Source organism: Auraticoccus monumenti (genome assembly GCF_900101785.1).
GTDB lineage: Bacteria > Actinomycetota > Actinomycetes > Propionibacteriales > Propionibacteriaceae > Auraticoccus > Auraticoccus monumenti.
This window is the reverse complement of the sequence record NZ_LT629688.1, coordinates 390,226-408,002: the sequence shown is the minus strand read 5'-3', so window position 1 is coordinate 408,002 and position 17,777 is coordinate 390,226. Positions and strand designations below refer to the sequence as shown.

Genomic DNA, 17,777 nt, shown 5'->3' with positions numbered 1-17,777 from the left:
CCGTCGCTGCGTTCTCGGTCAGCCGGTGGGGGTGGGGCTCGGGGAGGGCGAGTCCTCCGGCTCGTCGGGGGTGGCGCTGGGCTCGGGCGTGTCCGACGGCGTCGGCTCCGGTTCCGGGTCCGGTTCCGGCTCCGGTGCAGGAGCCTCGGCCAGGGTGACCGTGATCTGGTCGCCGCGGTCGACGAGGGTGCCCGCCTCGGGGTCGGTGCTGATCACCGAGTCGGGGTCGGCCTCGTCGCTCTCCTCCTCCTCGAAGACGACGTCGGTGAACCCGCGCTGCTGGGCGTCGGCGCGGACCGCCTGCTCGTTGAAGCCGATCCACCGGGGGACCTCGGACTGACCGGTGGCCACGGTGAGGGTCACGTCGGTGTCGGTGCTGACCTCGGTGCCCTCCGACGGGTCCACCGCGAGCACCTCGTCCGGCTCGGCGTCACCGGACTCGTCGGTGGCCTCCTCGATGCGGATGTTGTCCTCGTCGAAGCCGGCGTCGACCAGGGCGTCGACGGCGTCCTCCCGGGACGTCCCGACCAGGTTGCCGGGGATGTCGGCCTGCTCGGGACCGATGTTGATCGTGACGATGACCGTGCTCCCCACCGGGACCAGCTGGTTGGCCGGCGGGTCCTGGTTGGTGACGGTGCCCACGGAGGAGTCGTCGGCACCGCGCTCCTCCTCGACCTCCATCTCCAGCCCCTGGCCCTCCAGGTTGTTGCGGGCCACGCCCTCGGTGACGCCGTAGACGGCCGGCACCGCGACGGTCTCGACGCTCGGGGAGGCGCTGGGGTTCGCGCGCTCGTCCGGCGGGTTGAGCAGGAAGACGCCCGCGGCCACGGCGCCGGCGATGACCAGCAGGGCCAGCACCGCCACCAGCACCCAGGGCCACCGGCGGGCCGGCTCGTCCTCCTCCTCGGACAGCTCGACCACCTCCTGCTCGAGGGGGGAGCCGGCGCTGGCCGCGGTCACTGGGGTGGCGGCCGAGGGGCCGAGCACCTGGGTGGCGGCCGCGCCCGCCCCCACCGCGGCAGCCGCTGGGGGCAGCACGGTGGTCACCTCCTGGCCGGTCAGCAGCCGGCCGATGTCGTCGCTCATCTCGCGCGCGTTCTGGTAGCGGGCGTCGGCGTCCTTGGCCAGCGCGGTGAGCACGACGGCGTCGATCGGCTGGGTGATCAGCGGGTCGAGCTGGCTCGGCGGGACGGGCTGCTCGCGGACGTGCTGGTAGGCCACGCTGACCGGGGAGTCGCCCACGAACGGCGGACGCCCCACCAGCAGCTCGTAGAGCAGGCAGCCGGCGGAGTAGAGGTCGCTGCGGGCGTCCACGGTCTCCCCGCGGGCCTGCTCGGGGGAGAGGTACTGCGCGGTGCCGATCACCGCCGCGGTCTGGGTCATGGTGGCGGAGGTGTCGGCCATCGCGCGGGCGATGCCGAAGTCCATCACCTTGATCGTGCCGCTGGGGGTCAGCATCACGTTGGCGGGCTTGATGTCGCGGTGCACGATGCCGGCCCGGTGGCTGTAGCTGAGGGCCTCCAGCACGCCCTGCATGATCTCCAGCGCCCGCTCGGGCATGATCTTGCGGCCGTCGCGGAGGACGTCGCGCAGCGTCGAGCCCTCGACCAGCTCCATCACGATGTAGGGGATCGCGATGCCGGCCCGGTCGTCGAAGTCCTCGCCGGTGTCGTAGACGGCCACGATGTTGGGGTGGTTCAGCCCGGCCGCGGACTGCGCCTCACGACGGAACCGGGCCTGGAAGGTGGGGTCGGCGGCGAGGTCGGCGCGCAGCCGCTTGACCGCCACCTGGCGGTTCAGGCGGGTGTCGGTGGCACGGCGAACCTCGGCCATGCCACCTCGGCCCAGCGGCTCTCCGAGCTCGTAGCGGTCTCCGAGCAACGTCATCGGTTGCGGTCCTTCCTCGTGACGCCGCGGGCGGCGCACAGCTGGCGCGGTGGGCGGGGGGCCCACCGGCGTCGTCGGGCGCCCTGGACGCGCTGCGGGCGGGTGGTCCTCACCGGACCACCGCCTCGGTCACGGCCCGGGCGATGGGGGCGGCGAGCCTGCCGCCGGCGATGTCGTTGCGGGCGATGTCGGCGTCCTCGACGAAGACCGCGACGGCCACCTGCGGGTCGTCCATCGGGGCTGCGGAGACGAACCAGGCGAAGGGGTTGCGGGACAGGTCGGACTGCGCGGTGCCGGTCTTGCCGCCGACCTCGATCCCGTCCAGGCGGGCGTTGGTGCCGGTGCCGTCCTGGACGACGTTGACCATCATCTGCTGCAGCTCGGCGGCGTTCTCCGCCGACATCGCCCGGCCCAGCTCCTGGGGGCGGGTCTGCCGCAGCACCGACAGGTTGGGGGCGCGGACCTGGTCCACCAGGTACGGCTCCATCACCACGCCGTCGTTGGCCACCGCGGCGGCCACCATCGCCATCTGCAGCGGGGACGCGGCGACGTCGAACTGCCCGATCGCGCTGAGGGCGGTCTGGGCGTCGTCGGGGGCCTCGGGGAAGCGGCTGGCCACCCCGTTGAGGTCGGCCAGGTGGCGGGTGCCGAAGCCGAAGGCCTCGGCCTGCTGGCGCAGCGCGTCCGCACCGAGGTCGACGCCGAGGTTGGCGAAGGCGGTGTTGCACGACACCTGCAGGGCGCGGTCCAGCGTGGTGGTCTCGCCGCCGCAGTCGGTGTCGTTGCCGAGGTCGGTGGTGGTGCCGGGGAGACGCAGCAGCTCGGGGGAGTCGAGCTCGGCGTCGGGTGCCATCCCCGACTCCAGGGCGGCCGCCGCGGTGACCAGCTTGAAGGTCGAGCCGGGTGGGTAGACCTCGCGCGCCGCCCGGTTGGCCAGCGGGTTGTCCTCGTCCTCGGCCAGCTCGGTGTAGGCCTCGTTGGCGGCCTGGACGTCCTCCGCGTCGGCGATGCGGTTGGGGTCGTAGCTGGGGTGGCTGACCATGGCCAGCACCGCACCGGTCTGCGGGTCCAGGGCCACCACGGCCCCCTTGGTGTCGCCGAGGGCCTCGGCCGCGGCGCGCTGGGCGTCGGGGTCGATGGTGGTGGTGATGCTGGCGCCCTCCGGGGTGCGTCCGGTGACCAGGTCCACCAGCCGGCGGACGAAGAGGGAGTCGTCGGTGCCGGCGAGCTCGGTGTTGTAGCTCTCCTCCAGCCCCGAGCGGGCGCGGTCGTAGGAGTACCAGCCGGTGACGTGGGCGTAGAGCTCGGGGTCGGGGTAGACCCGCTGGTAGCGGAAGTCCCCGTCCGAGGCCCGGGTCTCGGCGATGGGGGTGGTGCCGACCAGGATCGCGCCCCGGTCCTGGGAGAACTCGGCGTCGCGGACCCGGCGGTTCAGCGGGTTGGCGTTCAGGCTGTTCTGCTGCACCACGATCAGGAACGTGCCGTTGCCGAGCAGCAGCCCGAACAGCACCATGCAGACCAGGGCGACGCGGCGGATCGGGCGGTTCACCGACGACCTCCCAGCAGCCGGGCGGTCGGGATGACCTGGGTCTCCTCGGCGTCGGGGGAGGCCTCCAGGCGGGTCGCGGCCGGCTTGCGGGCCTGGTGGCTGATCACCAGCAGCAGGGCCACGATCACCCAGTTCGCGATCATCGACGAACCGCCCTGGGACATGAACGGGGTGGTCAGGCCGGTGAGCGGGAGCAGCCGGGTGACCCCGCCGATGATCGTGAAGACCTGCAGGGCCAGCACGAAGGAGAGCCCGGTGGCCAGCAGCTTGCCGAAGTGGTCCTTGGCGGCCAGCCCGGTCCGCAGCCCGCGGGCGACGATGACGCCGTACAGGGTGATCACCGCCATCAGCCCGGCCATCCCCAGCTCCTCCCCGACGGCGGCGGCGATGAAGTCGCTGCGCGCCAGCGGGGTGAGACCGGGACGTCCGAGGCCCAGGCCGGTGCCCAGCAGCCCGCCCCAGGCCATGCCGAACTGGGCGGCGATGATCTGGCCGTTCTGGTCGACGTCGGAGAAGGGGTCCAGCCAGGAGTCGATCCGCACCCCGACGTGGGACAGCTGGCCCACCCGGTCGGCCAGCAGCACCGCGGCGCCGGCACCCACCGCGAACATCAGGGTGCCCAGCACCGCCCAGCCGGGGCGCTCGGTGGAGACGTAGAGCATCATCACGAACAGGCCGAAGAACAGCAGGGACGTCCCCAGGTCGCGCTGGTAGACCAGCACCACCATGCTCGCCACCCAGACCAGCGCGATCGGGCCGAGGTCGCGGGCGCGCGGGAGGTCGATGCCGATCACCCGCATCCCGGCCAGGGCCAGCACGTCGCGCTTCTCCACCAGGTAGGAGGAGAAGGCGATGGCCAGCACCACCTTGGCCACCTCGGCGGGTTGGAAGGAGAACCCGGCCACCTGGATCCAGATCTTGGCGCCGAACTGCTCGGAGCCGATCACCGGGGCCAGCGGGAGCAGCAGCAGCAGCAGACCGAGCAGACCGAGGGTGTAGGTGAAGCGGATCAGCGGCCGGTGGTCGCGCAGCAGCAGCGCGGTGGCCACCAGCAGGGCCACCCCCAGGGCCGTCCACATCAGCTGCTGGGTGGCCCCCGACGTGGCGGGCTCGTTGATGATGTCGATCCGGTGGATCATGACCAGGCCGAGACCGTTGAGCAGCAGCACGCAGGGCAGCAGCAGCGGGTCGGCGTAGGGCAGCCGGAACCGGACCACCAGGTGGGCGACCAGCCCCAGCGCCACCCAGGCGGCCGCGGCGAACGGGAGGTCGTCGGGCAGCGGCTGACCCTGGTTGAGGTGCACCAGGGCGTAGGCGCCGATGCCGAGGGCCTGGGCGAAGAGCACCATCGCCAGCTCGACGCCGCGCCGCTTGCGGTGGACCACGACCACGCTCGGCATCTCGGTCAGCAGCGCCATCAGCAGGCCCCGTCCTCGGGCAGCGGTCCGGGATCGGGGGAGGGGGAGGTGCCCGCGCTCGGCGAGGCGGTCGCCTCCGGCGGCGGCGTGTCCGTCGGGCGCGGGGTGGGGGACTCGGTGGCCTGCGCGCGCTCCTCGCGCTGGCGGATGCAGTCCCGGGAGACCGAGGCGAGCTCGGCCACGGTGCTGCGGGCGTCGGCCAGGCTGCGGGCCTCGATGGTCGAGCGGACCCGGTCCTGGTAGAGCAGCGGCAGGTCGGCGATCGGCGTCTGCTGGATCTCGTAGACCTGGTTGAGGGCGACGCCGCCGATGGTGTCGGGCAGGCCGCGGTAGATCGCCACCTGCTCCTCGGCCGGACCCACGAAGTACTGGGTGCGTCCCCACAGCACCGCACCGGTGGCCGCACCACCGACCAGCACGACGGCCAGCAGCAGGGTCAGCACCACCCGGATCACCCGCCGGTGCCGCGGCGGGGGCGCCTGCAGGGCGTAGCGGTCGCTCTCGTCGTCCCCGTCCGGCGGGGTGCGGGCGGTGCGGGGGGTGGAGGTGCGGCTCGGCGGGGGAGCGACCGGGACGTCGGAGCCCGGCTGGTCGCCGTCGGCCTCCTCGTCGCCGAGGTCGATGGTGCGGGAGCGGATCGCGACGTCGGGGATGTCGGTGGAGCCGGCGGCCCCGAGCACCATCACCTCGGGCAGCGGGGTGTCGGGGTCGGTCTCGACGAGGTCGGCGATGACGATGGTGATGTTGTCGATGCCGCCCTCGCTGTGGGCCTCGGCCACCAGCTCGCGCAGCGCCTGCTCGGGGTCCTCCCCGCCCAGCACCGGCTCCATCACGGCGTCGTCGACCAGCCCGCACAGCCCGTCGGAGCAGAACAGCAGCCGGTCCCCGGGCAGCATCGTGTGGGTGCTGAGGTCGGGGTCGTTGGCCGGCTGGCCGTTGAGGACCTTCAGCAGCAGCGAGCGGTGCGGGTGGTAGGCCGCCTCCTCGGGGCTGATCCGGCCGTCGTCGACCAGGCTCTGCACCCAGGAGTGGTCGTGGGTGAGGCGGGTCATCACGCCGTCACGCAGCAGGTAGACCCGGGAGTCGCCGATGTGGGCCAGGGCCAGGTGCTCCCCGTCGAACATGCCGGCGTCCAGGGTGGTGCCCATGCCCTCCAGCGAGTGGTCGGCGGCCACCAGGTCGGCGATGCGGTCGTTGGCCCGGCGGACGATGTCGGCCAGCACGCGGAGCATCTCGTCCAGGGCGAGGGTGACGTCGTCGGGGGCGATCGGGTCGATGTCCTCGAGGTCGGCCGGCAGGACCGGGACGCCCTCGCCCTCGGCCCCGGAGAGGGTGTCGGCCACCGGGCTGGCGGTCTGGTCGTCGGGGGTGGCGGCCGCCTCCTGCTCGGCGGCCATCGCGGCCAGCCGGAGCTCGGCGTCGGCGGCCTTGACCTCCGAGATCGCCACCGCGGAGGCCAGGTCGCCCGCGGCCGCGCCGCCCATGCCGTCGGCCACCACCAGCATGGTGGGGCTCGCGTAGCCGGAGTCCTGGTTGTTCTTGCGCACCAGGCCGATCTCGGAGTGCGCCACGTAGCGCAGCTGCAGGCTCATCACACCACCAGCTTCAGCACCGTCCGGCCGATCCGCACGCTGTCCACCAACGTGATGGTGGTCGGGGCGGTGATGCGCTGGCCGTTGACGTAGGTGCCGTTCGTGGAGCCGAGGTCCTCGACGTAGTACCCGCCGGAGCTGTCGGCGTCGATGCGGGCGTGCCGGGTGGAGACGTAGTCGTCGTCGAGCAGGATCGCGCAGTCCGAGCTGCGCCCGATCAGCACCGGACCGGAGAACAGGTCGGCCCGCTGACCCTCCTTGACCCCGTTGGTGATCTCGACCGCCCGCGGGGACTGGCGCGCCTTGCGCCGCTGGCTGCGCTTCTGCAGCGGCTGCTCCAGCTGCTGGGGGAGCTCGCTGGCCTGGACGGTGCGGCCGAACAGGTCGGTCCGGATGACCGAGGCCGCCGACAGGATGAACACCCACAGCAGCGCCAGGAACAGCACCTTGAGCAGGGTGACGACGAGTTCGGACACGTCAGTGCCCCGTGGGGGCGTGCACCAGCATCCGGGTGGAGCCGATCTCGATGCGGGTGCCGGCCTGCAGGGCGGCCGAGCGGACCCGCTGGCCGTTGACCACGATGCCGTTGGTGGAGCCCAGGTCGTTGATCTCGATCGACAGCTCGCGGCCCTCGTCGCGGACCGAGATCTCCGCGTGGCGCCGGGAGATGCCGGGGTCGTTGATGCGCAGGTCGGCCTCGGTGCCGCGCCCGATGACCAGACCGGGGGGCACCAGCGGGTGCCGCATCCCGTTGACCTCGAGCACCAGCTGGGCCCGGTTGATCTGGGTGGTGGAGGCGGGACGCTCGGCGTCCACCCCGGCGACGGCCTCCGAGGCCACGGTGAAGCGGCCGGTGGGGAGGGACTCGTCGAGCTCGTAGTGGATCATGATCGGGCCGTTGAAGACGTAGCCCTGCTCGGAGGCGTGGCGGCGCAGCTCGGGGATCAGCTCGCCGGTGAGGGTCTTGCCGTAGGGGGTGAGGCGCTCGTAGTCGTGCTCGCTGAGGCCGATCACGAACTCGTTGGGCACCAGCCGGCGGTCCCGCGACATCAGCTTGGCCTCGGAGTCGAGCTCGCGCTGGAGCCGGGCCGCGATCTCCACGGGCTGGACGTCCCCCTTGAAGGCGCGCGCGAAGACGCCGTTGACGGCTCCCTCGATCCGCTTCTCGAACCGCTCGAAAACGCCCATGACCCTCCCTCCGCACGCCGGACGGCCCTGATCCTATGCGGCTCAGGGGTGAGGCGGCGAAACCGTGCACCGGTCGGCGCGGGGCTGCCGACCTCGGTCCGACCGTAGCGGCGATCGTGCTGCCACCGTGGGACGAGCGCCGTCGAATCGTGCGTGCGCTCGGCCCCGTGCTAGAGTTCCACGGCTGGTTCACACAGGTGTGGATCCACTCGCGCGAGTGGCGGAACGGCAGACGCGCTGGCTTCAGGTGCCAGTGTCCTTAGGGACGTGGAGGTTCAAATCCTCTCTCGCGCACACACTCCCAGAGCTCCCGGTCGGGTCATCCGACCGGGAGCTCTGTCGTTCCCGGAGCCTCCTGCGGTCGTAGGAGACGGTGCGGTCCTGCTGGTCGGGACGTCTTCCGCGCGGGGGCGACGCTGACCTACAGTCGCGGGGCCCGTCAACCCCGACGGGGCAGGCGATAGGACACCGCATGACCACCGAGCAGGACGTCTCCGCGTCGGAGCAGCCGGATGCCCCGGGCCCCACCAACCCGCGGGGGCGGGTGATCGTGGCCAGCCTCATCGGCACCTCGATCGAGTTCTTCGACTTCTACGCCTACGCCACGGCCGCGGTGCTGGTGTTCCCCTCGCTCTTCTTCACCGGCGCGGACGAGACGACGCGGCTGCTGGCGTCGCTGGCCGTCTTCGGCGTGGCCTTCGTGGCGCGGCCGGTGGGCTCGATCCTGTTCGGCCACTTCGGGGACCGGGTGGGTCGCAAGGGCACGTTGGTCGGCTCGCTGCTGCTGATGGGCATCGCGACCTTCCTGATCGGCTGCCTGCCCACCGCGCTGACCCCCGGCTGGGAGTTCTGGGCCCCGGCCTTCCTGGTGGTGCTGCGGTTCTGCCAGGGGCTCGGGCTGGGTGGTGAGTGGTCCGGCGCGGCGCTGCTGGCCACCGAGAACGCCCCGGCCGGCCGCCGGGCCATCTGGGGGACCTTCCCGCAGCTGGGGGCGCCGATCGGCTTCATCCTGGCCAACGCCATCTTCGTGGTGCTCAGCCTGACGCTGACCCCGGCGCAGTTCCAGAGCTGGGGCTGGCGGGTGCCCTTCCTGATCAGCATCGTGCTGGTGGCCATCGGGCTCTACGTGCGGTTCAAGCTGATCGAGAGCCCGGCCTTCCAGCAGGTGCTGGACCAGGGCGAGGTGGCGCAGGTGCCGCTGGTGCGCGCCTTCAAGACCGCCTGGCGCCCGATGCTGCTGGGCACCTTCATCATGCTGGCCACCTACGTCCTCTTCTACCTGATGACGACCTTCACCATGTCCTACGGCACCACGCCGGACACGGTGCAGAAGGCGCAGGCGGCGGCCGAGGCGGCCGGACGACCCTTCAACCCCGACTCGTTCCTGCCGGGCCTGGGCTACACCCGCACCGACTTCCTCACCATGCTGATCATCGGGGTCGTCTTCTTCGGCATCTTCACCCTGGTGTCCGGTCCGCTGGCCGAGCGCCTGGGGCGCCGCCGGCTGCTGATCGGGGTCACGGCGGCCATCGCCGTCTTCGGCCTGCTGTTCTCCACCATCTTCGACGGCGGCACGGTCGGGGTGATGGCCGGGCTGGTCATCGGCCTGTCGCTGATGGGGCTGACCTTCGGGCCGATGGGTGCGGTGCTGCCGGAGCTGTTCGCCACCAGCGTCCGCTACACCGGCAGCGCCATCAGCTACAACGTGGCCAGCATCCTCGGTGCGGCGGTGGCGCCCAGCATCTTCGTCGCGCTCTGGGCCGCGGCCGACGGCAGCGTCTTCTGGGTCGGCGCCTACCTGACCGGGGCCGCGCTGATCACGCTGGTGGCGCTGGTCATCAGCCGCGACACCGCCGACGTCGACTACACGACGCGGACCATCTGAGCAGGCGCCACCGGAGGGGTCTGGTGGCCGGGGCGGGACGTCGCTAGCCTCCGAGCAGGACGTCCCGCCCACCCGAGGAGCGCAGCATGGCAGCCCGACTCAACCCCTACCTGATGTTCGACGGCCGGGCCCGCGAGGCGATGGAGTTCTACCACGGCGTCTTCGGTGGGGAGCTCAGCATCAGCACCTTCGGGGAGTACGGCGACCCCTCCGCCGAGGGAGCCGACGGCGTCATGCACGCCCAGCTGGACGCCGGTGAGCTGGTCGTGCTGATGGGCTCGGACCTCCCGCCCGGGACCGGGCCGGACCTGCCGGCCAACGGCACCCTGAGCCTCAGCGGGGACGACGCCGCCGCACTGCGCGGCTACTGGGACCGGCTGGCGGCCGACGGGACGGTCACCATGCCGCTGGAGAAGCAGATGTGGGGCGACGAGTACGGCCAGTGCACCGACCGGTTCGGGGTCTCCTGGATGGTGAACATCGCCGGCAGCGGGGCCTGAGCCGCAGCCGGCCGGGACGACGAGAGGCCCCCACCGCGGCAGCGGTGGAGGCCTCCGGGCCCGAGCGGGCGGTGGGTGTCAGCGCAGCACGCGGAGCTGCACCGGGTAGGTGTACAGCACGCCGCGGCTGGCGCGGACGGCGCCGAGCACGTGGCAGATGACCGTCATCAGCCCGGCCACCACCCACAGCACCACGGCCAGGGGCAGCAGCACCACGGTGAAGGCGCACACCCAGGCGATCACCGAGATCACCCAGGCCCACAGGTTGAAGTTGAACGAGCCGGCGGCTGAGCGGCGGACGAAGGCGCTGCGGTCGCGGAAGAGCAGCCACACGACGAGGGGTCCCACGAAGCTCAGCCAGCCGGCGCTCACCACCATCGCGACGATCGCCGAGAGGTGGGCGGCGACGGCCAGGGTGCGCTCGTCGCCCTGGACGGTGGACTGGTAGCTGGACATGGTGCCCTCCCGGGATCTGGTGCGGATGACTCCAGTGAACCGCGTCCGGACCCCCGATCGGCCCCTTCTGGGGGTGCGGCCAGGGTCGGTCCGGCCCCGGGAGGGGGCGGCCCCTGGCCCACCGCCCTCCCCGGCACGACTCGACGCGCCCTGACCGGCCTGACCCCTCGCGCCGGCCCGGCCGTCGCGGGACCAGGCTCCCGCGACCGAGACGGTCAGCCGGTCTGGGCGAGGGCGAAGGGCAGCACCGCCGGGGCCCCGTGCTGGCGCAGCAGCCGGGCGCAGGCCGTGAGGGTCCAGCGGGAGTCGCACAGGTCGTCCACCAGCAGCACCGGCCCCCGGGTGGCCGCCAGCCGTCCAGCCAGCTCGGGGCCGACCGCGAAGCGGTGCAGCACGTCGGCGGCGCGGTAGGCGCTGTTGCCGCCGCGCCCTCCGCCCTCGCCCACCAGCTCCAGGGACCCGAGGTCCTCCAGCCGGCCCAGGGTGGCCAGTCCCTCGGCCAGCGAGGCCACCAGCCGCGGCCGGGAGGCCGAGGGGACGGCGACCACGGCGACCGGTCGCTCCGCCCAGTCCCACTCGCGCAGCACCTCGACGCAGGCCCGGGCCAGCGCGGCCGGCACCTCGGCGTCTACCGCCCGGCCGGTCTCGTCGGTGCGGAACAGCTCGCGCAGCGCCTGGCCCCAGCCGAGGTCGGTGAGGCGGGCGACCGCGCGTCCCCGCTCGGGCTGCTCCTCGCGCGGGATCTTGCCCGACAGCTCCACCCCCAGGCGGGACAGCCCCGACGGCCACTGCGCCCGGGGCTCCAGCGCCACCCCGACCTGGGAGAGCCCGGACTCGGCCTTCTCGACCCAGTCGGTGGGGACGTCGGTCGGGTACCAGACCTCCTGACCGGCGGCGCGGAGGCAGCTGTCGCAGCGCCCGCAGCTGGCGGGGTCGGGGTCGTCGAGCTGGGCGACCAGGAACTTCATCCGGCAGCCCTCGGTGCGCTCGTACTCCACCATCGCCTGCTGCTCGGCCTCACGGGCGGCGGCGATGCGGGAGTACCGCTCCTCGTCGTAGTGCCAGCCCTGGCCGGTGCTGATCCAGCCGCCCTTGACGTTGGCCACCGCTCCGTCGACCGAGAGCACCTTGAGCAGCAGCTCCAGCGGGGTGCGGCGCAGGTCGACCCGGGCCTCCAGCGCCGGCACCGACAGCGGACCGCCGGCGGCCTCCAGCGCCCCCAGCACCGCGTCGGCCTTGGCCCTGCTCGGCATCGAGGCGGTGGCGAAGTGGCGCCAGATGTCTGGGTCCTCCGGACCGGGGAGCAGCAGCACGTCGGCGCGCTCGGTGGCCCGCCCGGCGCGTCCGACCTGCTGGTAGTAGGCCACCGGCGAGGACGGTGCCCCCAGGTGCACCACGAAACCCAGGTCGGGCTTGTCGAAGCCCATCCCGAGCGCGCTGGTGGCCACCATGGCCTTGATCTCGTTGCGCTTGAGCTCGCCCTCGGCCTGCTCGCGCTCGGCGGCGTCCGTGCGCCCGGTGTAGGCGCGGACCACGTGCCCGGCCTCGGACAGCAGCCGGGCGGTGTCCTCGGCGGCGGAGACGGTGAGGGTGTAGACGATGCCGCTGCCCGGCAGTGCCTCCAGGTGGGTGAGCAGCCAGCCGAGCCGCTGCTTGGCGCTCTGCAGCCGCAGCACCCCGAGCCGGAGGGAGTTCCGGGCCAGCGGGCCCCGCAGGGTGAAGACGCCACCCTGCGAGCCCTCGGCCACGTCGTCCACGCCGGCGCCCAGCTGCTCGGCCACGTCGGCGATGACGCGCTCGTTGGCCGTGGCGGTGGTGGCCAGCACCGGGGTCCCGGCCGGCAGGGTCGCGATGACCCCGGCGATCCGGCGGTAGTCGGGGCGGAAGTCGTGGCCCCAGTCGGAGATGCAGTGGGCCTCGTCGACCACCAGCAGCCCCAGCCGCTCCAGCAGCGTGGGCAGCACCGTCTCGCGGAAGCGCGGGTTGGTGAGCCGCTCCGGGGAGATCAGCAGGACGTCGACGGTGTCCGCGCGGAGCTGCTCCTCCACGTCCACCCACTCGGTCTGGTTGGCGGAGTTGATCGCCACGGCCCGCACCCCGGCGCGTTCGGCCGCCGAGACCTGGTCGCGCATCAGCGCCAGCAGCGGGGACACGATGATGGTCGGTCCGCTGCCCCGGGCCCGCAGCAGCATGCTCGCCACGAAGTACACCGCGGACTTGCCCCAGCCGGTGCGCTGGACCACCAGGGCGCGACGGTGCCCGGCCACCAGGGCCTCGACCGCCTCGTACTGCCCGTCGTGGAAGTCGGCCGTGGGCGCCGAGGTGAGGGCGCGGAGCAGCTCGAGGGCCTCGGAGCGGAGCCCGTCGGTGGCGGGGAGGGCGGTGTCGGTGGCGGTCACGTCCTGAGTATGTCCTCCACCACCGACAGCGACCCTCCGACGGCCCGCCCCTGTGGATGGTGCTCGGGGCCGGTGCGGCCCTGTGGATCAGCTGGCGGCGACGATCTTCTCGACCTGGGCGGTGTAGGCGGCGTCCAGCGAGTCCGTCGAGCCGTCCCCGCCGGGGATGCTGCTGCCGTTGAGCACCACCTGGCGCTCGCGGACCGTGGCCATGTACTGCGTGCTCGTGACGGTCTGGCCCGGCAGGGCGGTGCTCACGACCAGGCCCAGGGTGTCGGTGGCGCCCTCGGCCTCGGGCACGTCGGTCTCGGTGATCGTCACCTGGAGGGGTTCGCCCATGCCGACGTCCATGGTCAGCTCGCCGCAGGTGTCCAGCCGCTCCCGGGCCTCCTCCACACCGCCGACGGTCTCGCTGACCAGGGCGACCACGATCTCGGACTCCCCGGTGGCCACGGACAGGGCCGACCGACCGCTCTCGAGGTCCTCCTCGCCCTGGGCGAGGACCTCGGGGGTGAGGGCGCTCTTGCACTCCTCGGGCTCGATCGTGATCTGGTCACCGAGCTGGCTCAGGTCGGGCCCCCCGCTGACGGGCTCGGTGCTGGGCTCGAAGGTGAGCCCGCCGACCGCCCCGGACAGCACCAGGTCGGCGGCCTCCCCGGTCGGTGCGCCCGCGTCGCCCTCGGGGGCGCTCGAGGTCTCCGGCGCGGCGGAGCTGTCCGGTGCGGTGGAGGTGTCCGGCGCACCCGAGGTGGGAGCGCCCCCGTCCGCCGGTTCCGGGCTGGTGCTGCCACCGCAGGCGGTCAGGGTCAGGGCCAGCACGGCGGCGGGCAGCAGCAGGGTGAGGCGGCGCATCGGTTTGTCTCCTCGGTCCGGGTGGTTTCCTGGCGAGGCTAGGCGCTGACGGGGCCAGAACCCAGGCGCGTCAGGTCACGACTCGGTCCCGATACCTGGTCAGCGGGGGCCGGCTGTGGTCGACTGTCGACTGACCCCGAGGAGGTCGCCATGACGAGGAACGTCCACGAGGAGACGACGTCCGTCTCCGGTGAGCAACCCACCGAGCTCAAGCGCGTGATCGGGCCCGGTCTCCTGCTGCTGTTCATCGTCGGGGACATCCTCGGCACCGGCGTGTACTCCCTGACCGGCAAGGTGGCCGCCCAGGTGGGCGGCGCGGTGTGGCTGCCCTTCCTGTGCGCCTTCGTGGTGGCCTTCCTCACCGCCTTCAGCTACCTGGAGCTGGTGACGAAGTACCCACGGGCCGGCGGCGCGGCGATCTACACCCACCGCGCGTTCAGGATCCACTTCCTCACCTTCCTGGTGACCTTCGCGGTGATGTGCTCGGGCCTGACCTCGGCCTCCAGCGCCGCCAAGGCCTTCGCCGGCAACCTGTTCGCCGCGGTCGGCGTGGACGAGCCGACCGGCTGGGTGCTGCTGATCGCCGCGCTCGGCTTCATGACCGCGGTGGCGCTGGTGAACCTCCGCGGCGTGGGGGAGAGCGTCAAGGCCAACGTGGTGCTCACCTGCATCGAGCTGAGCGGGCTGCTGATCGTCATCGGCGTCGGGGCCTGGGCGCTGGCCCGCGGGGTCGGCGAGACGGGGCGGCTGACGGAGTTCAACGTCCCCGAGGGGGACACCGCCTTCGGGGCGGTGACCGCCGCCACGGCGCTGGCCTTCTTCGCCATGGTGGGCTTCGAGGACTCGGTGAACATGGCCGAGGAGACCAAGAACCCGAGCAAGATCTTCCCCCGCTACATGATCATCGGCCTGCTGGTCACCGGCGTGATCTACGTGCTGGTGGCCATCTCCTCGGTGGCGCTGGTCTCGCCCGAGGAGCTCGGGGAGGGGACCACCCCGCTGCTCAAGGTGGTCGAGGCCGGCGCGCCCGGGTTCCCGATCGCGGTCTTCGCCTGGATCTCCATGTTCGCGGTGGCGAACTCGGCCCTGATCAACATGCTGATGGCCAGCCGGCTGCTCTACGGGATGGCCCGGGAGAACGTGCTGCCGCGGCCCCTGGGCATGGTGCTCCCCGGCCGGCGCACCCCCGCGGTGGCCATCGTGTTCACCACCCTGCTCGCCTTCGCGCTGATCGCGCTGGCCGACCTCACCGCCCTCGGCGGCACCACGTCGCTCATCCTGCTGTGCGTGTTCACCGTCGTGAACATCACCGTGCTGGTGCTGCGACGGGACCGGGTCGAGCACCAGCACTTCCACACCCCCGCCGTGGTGCCGGTGATCGGCGCCATCCTCTGCGCCTACCTGGCGAGCCCGCTGTCGGGCCGGGCCTCCGCGGACTACGAGGTGGCCGGCTGGCTGATGCTGATCGGGGTCGCGCTGGGTGTCATCACGCTCCTGGTGAACAAGTACGTGCTGCACCAGAAGGCCGACATCGGCTCCAAGCAGATCGACCCGCGCACCCCGCACCGCTGAGCTCAGCCGAGCAGCAGCACCAGGCCGAGCACCAGCATCATGGCGCCGATGACCGCGTCGACGACCCGCCAGGTGGCCGGTCGCCCCAGCACGCCGGCCAGCCGGTAGGCGCCGAAGCCGAGCGCGGAGAACCAGACCACGCTGGCACTGGCCGAGCCCAGCACGAACTGCCAGCGGTCCTCGCCGTGACCGTTGGCCAGGGCGCCGAGCAGCACCACGGTGTCGAGGTAGACGTGCGGGTTGAGGAAGGTCAGCGCGGCGGCGGTCAGCAGCGCCGTGGTCAGCGACCCGGCTCCCCGCTCCCGTGCCTCCAGCGCCGCGGGCGGCCGGACGGCCCGACGGATGGCCAGCACCGCGTAGCCGATCAGGAAGAGCCCACCGCCCCACCGGGCTGCCGTCTCCAGCCATGGCAACCGCTCGACCAGCAGGCCCAGCCCGGCCGCTCCGGCGCTCATCAGCACCACGTCCGCCAGCACGCACAGCAGCACGACGGGAGCCACGTGCTCGCGCCGCAGCCCCTGCCGGAGGACGAAGGCGTTCTGCGCACCGATGGCGACGATGAGGGCGGCACCGCTGACGAAGCCGGTCAGCACCACGGAGAGATCCACGACCCCGACGCTAGGTCGCCACCGTGATGCAGTCCAGCGAAACTATCTGCAGTTGCTGAAGCCGAGCTTCATCTGCCTCCCTGACCGGGCCGAACCGTCAGCGGCGACGAAGCCCCTTCGCGGCCCGGCGGACGACCGCGCTGCCCACCAGCGCGAGCGCGGCCCCGCCGATCCACGGTGCCCCGACGACGAGGGGGTCGATCCAGGTGTGCGCGGTGTCGACCCGTCGACGGTTGTCGCCGGTGCGCGAGCGGAGGCCGTGGTACCTCGCCTCGGCCAGGATGCCGGTCTCGCTGACCGGGTCGTCCGGGCGTCCCTGCAGCAGGCCCGTGAACCGGGACCCGACGAAGTCCACCCGGTCGGCGGCGATCAGCAGCAGCCAGTGCGCCGCCCGCGCCTCGCTGAACCGCCGGTAGGAGTAGCGCCGGATGGCACCCGACACCCCGTGCAGCGGCTGGGCGGTGCCGAACACCGGCGTCACCCCCGCGTGCTCGATCGAGTGCTCGCGCGGGTGCTCCTCGGGCTGGCGGTCGGGGAGGTCCCAGTGGGCCCCGCTGGCGGCGGGGTCGAAGCGCAGCTTGGGTGTGGAGGGCCGGTCGGCCGGGTCGAGGTCGACGCCCCAGCCGGGGATCCGGGCGCGCAGCTCGTCGGCGGAGGGGTTGGGGTGGGGGCGGTGGGCGGTGTAGGCCACGGGAGGCTCCTGTCGTCTCGGCCGTCAGGCCTGGTCGGGGACGACGGCGATCTTCACGCAGTCGTCGAGCTTGGCCGAGAACATGTGGTAGCCCTCGGCGATGTGCTCCAGCGGGATGCGGTGGGTGATCAGCTCGCTGGGCTTGAGGTGACCGTTGCGGATGTGCTCGAGCAGCCGGGGCCACTGCCGCTTCACCGGTGCCTGGTTCATCCGCAGCGTGAGGCCCTTGTTGAGCGCGTCCCCGAACTTCACCGCGCTGAAGATGGGACCGTAGGCGCCCATCACCGAGACCGTGCCGCCCTTGCGGACGGAGTCGATCGCCCAGTTCAGCGCGGTCGGCGAGCCGCCCTGCAGGGTGAACTTGGCCGCCAGCAGGTGCTGGGTGAGGTTGCCGTCGGCCTCCGCCCCGACGCAGTCGATCGCCACGTCGGCACCGAGGTGGTCGGTGATCTTCTTCATGTGCACGACGATGTCGTCGTGCTCGGCGAAGTTGTAGGTCTCGGCGTGGGCGAAGGTGCGCGCCCGCTCCAGCCGGTAGTCCAGGTGGTCGATCACGATCACCCGACCGGCACCCATGAACCAGGCCGACTTCGCGGCGTACAGCCCGACCGGACCGGCGCCCAGCACCAGCACGGTGTCACCCTCGACGATGTCGCCGAGCTGGGCCCCGAAGTAGCCGGTCGAGCAGGCGTCGGTGAGCATCAGGGCGTCCTCGTCGTCCAGCCACTCCGGGATCACCGAGGGCCCGACGTCGGCGAAGGGCACCCGGACGAACTCGGCCTGGCCGCCGTCGTAGCCACCGGTGGTGTGGGAGTAGCCGTAGATGCCGCCGACCGCGGTCGCGTTGGGGTTGACGTTGTGGCAGTTGGAGTAGAGGCCGCGGGCGCAGAACCAGCAGGAACCGCAGTAGATGTTGAACGGCACCATCACCCGGTCCCCGCGCTGCAGCCGCTGCACCGACGGACCGACCTCCTCGACGACGCCGATGAACTCGTGGCCGAAGGTGTGACCGATCCGGGTGTCCGGCATCATCCCGTGGTACAGGTGCAGGTCGGAGCCGCAGATCGAGGCCATGGTCATCCGGATGATCGCGTCGTTGGGGTGCTCGATGCGCGGCACGTCCTTCTCCTCCACGCGCACCCGGTACGGGCCTCGGTACGTCATCGCCTTCATCCGGTCC

Annotated in this window: 15 protein-coding genes and 1 tRNA gene; 4 read left to right on the top strand and 12 right to left on the bottom strand. The window is 72.3% G+C overall.

The features are described 5' to 3' along the window. Positions 1–18: 18 nt before the first annotated feature. The 6 genes from pknB to BLT52_RS01850 form a co-directional block, all read right to left on the bottom strand. Positions 19–1,887, bottom strand: coding sequence for a Stk1 family PASTA domain-containing Ser/Thr kinase (gene pknB / locus BLT52_RS01875; protein WP_090590091.1), 1,869 nt, complete (start codon positions 1,885–1,887; stop codon positions 19–21). A 109-nt stretch (positions 1,888–1,996) separates the two neighbouring features. Next, the gene (locus BLT52_RS01870) at positions 1,997–3,436 is read right to left on the bottom strand and encodes a peptidoglycan D,D-transpeptidase FtsI family protein (protein WP_090590090.1); all 1,440 of its coding nucleotides are present in this window, start codon (positions 3,434–3,436) and stop codon (positions 1,997–1,999) included. Continuing rightward, complete coding sequence (locus BLT52_RS01865; RefSeq protein ID WP_090590087.1) at positions 3,433–4,854, bottom strand: FtsW/RodA/SpoVE family cell cycle protein; 1,422 nt, start codon at positions 4,852–4,854, stop codon at positions 3,433–3,435. Before BLT52_RS01865 ends, BLT52_RS01870 begins: the two co-directional genes overlap by 4 nt. Continuing rightward, on the bottom strand, positions 4,854–6,446 hold the full coding sequence (locus tag BLT52_RS21805) for a PP2C family protein-serine/threonine phosphatase (RefSeq protein WP_157676919.1): 1,593 nt from the start codon (positions 6,444–6,446) through the stop codon (positions 4,854–4,856). Before BLT52_RS21805 ends, BLT52_RS01865 begins: the two co-directional genes overlap by 1 nt. After that, on the bottom strand, positions 6,446–6,922 hold the full coding sequence (locus BLT52_RS01855) for an FHA domain-containing protein FhaB/FipA (protein ID WP_090590086.1): 477 nt from the start codon (positions 6,920–6,922) through the stop codon (positions 6,446–6,448). The genes BLT52_RS21805 and BLT52_RS01855 overlap by 1 nt, the downstream gene beginning before the upstream one ends. Position 6,923: 1 nt before the next feature. Further along, entirely contained in the window at positions 6,924–7,634 is a 711-nt protein-coding gene (locus BLT52_RS01850) for an FhaA domain-containing protein (protein WP_090590083.1), read from the bottom strand. A 211-nt stretch (positions 7,635–7,845) separates the two neighbouring features. On the opposite strand from BLT52_RS01850, the gene BLT52_RS01845 reads away from it, so the two are divergent. The 3 genes from BLT52_RS01845 to BLT52_RS01835 all read left to right on the top strand — a co-directional run bounded on the left by BLT52_RS01845 (position 7,846) and on the right by BLT52_RS01835 (position 10,019). Continuing rightward, a tRNA-Leu gene (locus tag BLT52_RS01845) sits at positions 7,846–7,928 on the top strand. A gap of 178 nt (positions 7,929–8,106) precedes the next feature. Beyond that, positions 8,107–9,519 (top strand): MFS transporter, encoded by a 1,413-nt coding sequence (locus BLT52_RS01840; protein ID WP_090590082.1) that lies wholly within the window; start codon positions 8,107–8,109, stop codon positions 9,517–9,519. Positions 9,520–9,605: 86 nt separating this feature from the next. Next, positions 9,606–10,019, top strand: a complete 414-nt coding sequence (locus BLT52_RS01835) for a VOC family protein (RefSeq protein ID WP_090590079.1) — start codon at positions 9,606–9,608, stop codon at positions 10,017–10,019. A 78-nt stretch (positions 10,020–10,097) separates the two neighbouring features. Here the strand turns inward: BLT52_RS01835 and BLT52_RS01830 are convergent, their stop codons facing one another. The 3 genes from BLT52_RS01830 to BLT52_RS01820 all read right to left on the bottom strand — a co-directional run bounded on the left by BLT52_RS01830 (position 10,098) and on the right by BLT52_RS01820 (position 13,726). After that, complete coding sequence (locus BLT52_RS01830) at positions 10,098–10,475, bottom strand: DUF4870 domain-containing protein (RefSeq protein ID WP_090590078.1); 378 nt, start codon at positions 10,473–10,475, stop codon at positions 10,098–10,100. Positions 10,476–10,690: 215 nt separating this feature from the next. After that, positions 10,691–12,874, bottom strand: a complete 2,184-nt coding sequence (locus tag BLT52_RS01825) for a RecQ family ATP-dependent DNA helicase (RefSeq protein ID WP_090590075.1) — start codon at positions 12,872–12,874, stop codon at positions 10,691–10,693. Between the two features lie 87 nt (positions 12,875–12,961). Next, positions 12,962–13,726, bottom strand: coding sequence for a DUF5642 family protein (locus BLT52_RS01820; protein WP_090590073.1), 765 nt, complete (start codon positions 13,724–13,726; stop codon positions 12,962–12,964). 150 nt (positions 13,727–13,876) lie between these two features. Here BLT52_RS01820 and BLT52_RS01815 point away from each other — a divergent pair, with 150 nt between their 5' ends. Next, the gene (locus BLT52_RS01815; RefSeq protein WP_090590071.1) at positions 13,877–15,298 is read left to right on the top strand and encodes an APC family permease; all 1,422 of its coding nucleotides are present in this window, start codon (positions 13,877–13,879) and stop codon (positions 15,296–15,298) included. A 2-nt stretch (positions 15,299–15,300) separates the two neighbouring features. Here the strand turns inward: BLT52_RS01815 and BLT52_RS01810 are convergent, their stop codons facing one another. The 3 genes from BLT52_RS01810 to BLT52_RS01800 all read right to left on the bottom strand — a co-directional run bounded on the left by BLT52_RS01810 (position 15,301) and on the right by BLT52_RS01800 (position 17,770). Further along, positions 15,301–15,906, bottom strand: a complete 606-nt coding sequence (locus BLT52_RS01810; protein ID WP_090590069.1) for a LysE/ArgO family amino acid transporter — start codon at positions 15,904–15,906, stop codon at positions 15,301–15,303. Between the two features lie 97 nt (positions 15,907–16,003). Continuing rightward, positions 16,004–16,597: a hypothetical protein gene (locus tag BLT52_RS01805; protein WP_090590067.1), complete on the bottom strand. Its 594-nt coding sequence runs from the start codon at positions 16,595–16,597 to the stop codon at positions 16,004–16,006. Positions 16,598–16,621: 24 nt separating this feature from the next. Continuing rightward, complete coding sequence (locus BLT52_RS01800; RefSeq protein WP_090590065.1) at positions 16,622–17,770, bottom strand: zinc-dependent alcohol dehydrogenase; 1,149 nt, start codon at positions 17,768–17,770, stop codon at positions 16,622–16,624. Between the last annotated feature and the right edge of the window lie 7 nt (positions 17,771–17,777).

Coding starts and splice junctions, on each gene's coding strand:
- BLT52_RS01840 (WP_090590082.1), top strand. CDS start 8,107: ATGACCACCGAGCAGGACGTCTCCGCGTCGGAGCAGCCGGATGCCCCG.
- BLT52_RS01820 (WP_090590073.1), bottom strand. CDS start 13,726: ATGCGCCGCCTCACCCTGCTGCTGCCCGCCGCCGTGCTGGCCCTGACC.
- BLT52_RS01830 (WP_090590078.1), bottom strand. CDS start 10,475: ATGTCCAGCTACCAGTCCACCGTCCAGGGCGACGAGCGCACCCTGGCC.
- BLT52_RS01800 (WP_090590065.1), bottom strand. CDS start 17,770: ATGAAGGCGATGACGTACCGAGGCCCGTACCGGGTGCGCGTGGAGGAG.
- BLT52_RS01815 (WP_090590071.1), top strand. CDS start 13,877: ATGACGAGGAACGTCCACGAGGAGACGACGTCCGTCTCCGGTGAGCAA.
- BLT52_RS21805 (WP_157676919.1), bottom strand. CDS start 6,446: ATGAGCCTGCAGCTGCGCTACGTGGCGCACTCCGAGATCGGCCTGGTG.
- BLT52_RS01865 (WP_090590087.1), bottom strand. CDS start 4,854: ATGGCGCTGCTGACCGAGATGCCGAGCGTGGTCGTGGTCCACCGCAAG.
- pknB (WP_090590091.1), bottom strand. CDS start 1,887: ATGACGTTGCTCGGAGACCGCTACGAGCTCGGAGAGCCGCTGGGCCGA.
- BLT52_RS01850 (WP_090590083.1), bottom strand. CDS start 7,634: ATGGGCGTTTTCGAGCGGTTCGAGAAGCGGATCGAGGGAGCCGTCAAC.
- BLT52_RS01835 (WP_090590079.1), top strand. CDS start 9,606: ATGGCAGCCCGACTCAACCCCTACCTGATGTTCGACGGCCGGGCCCGC.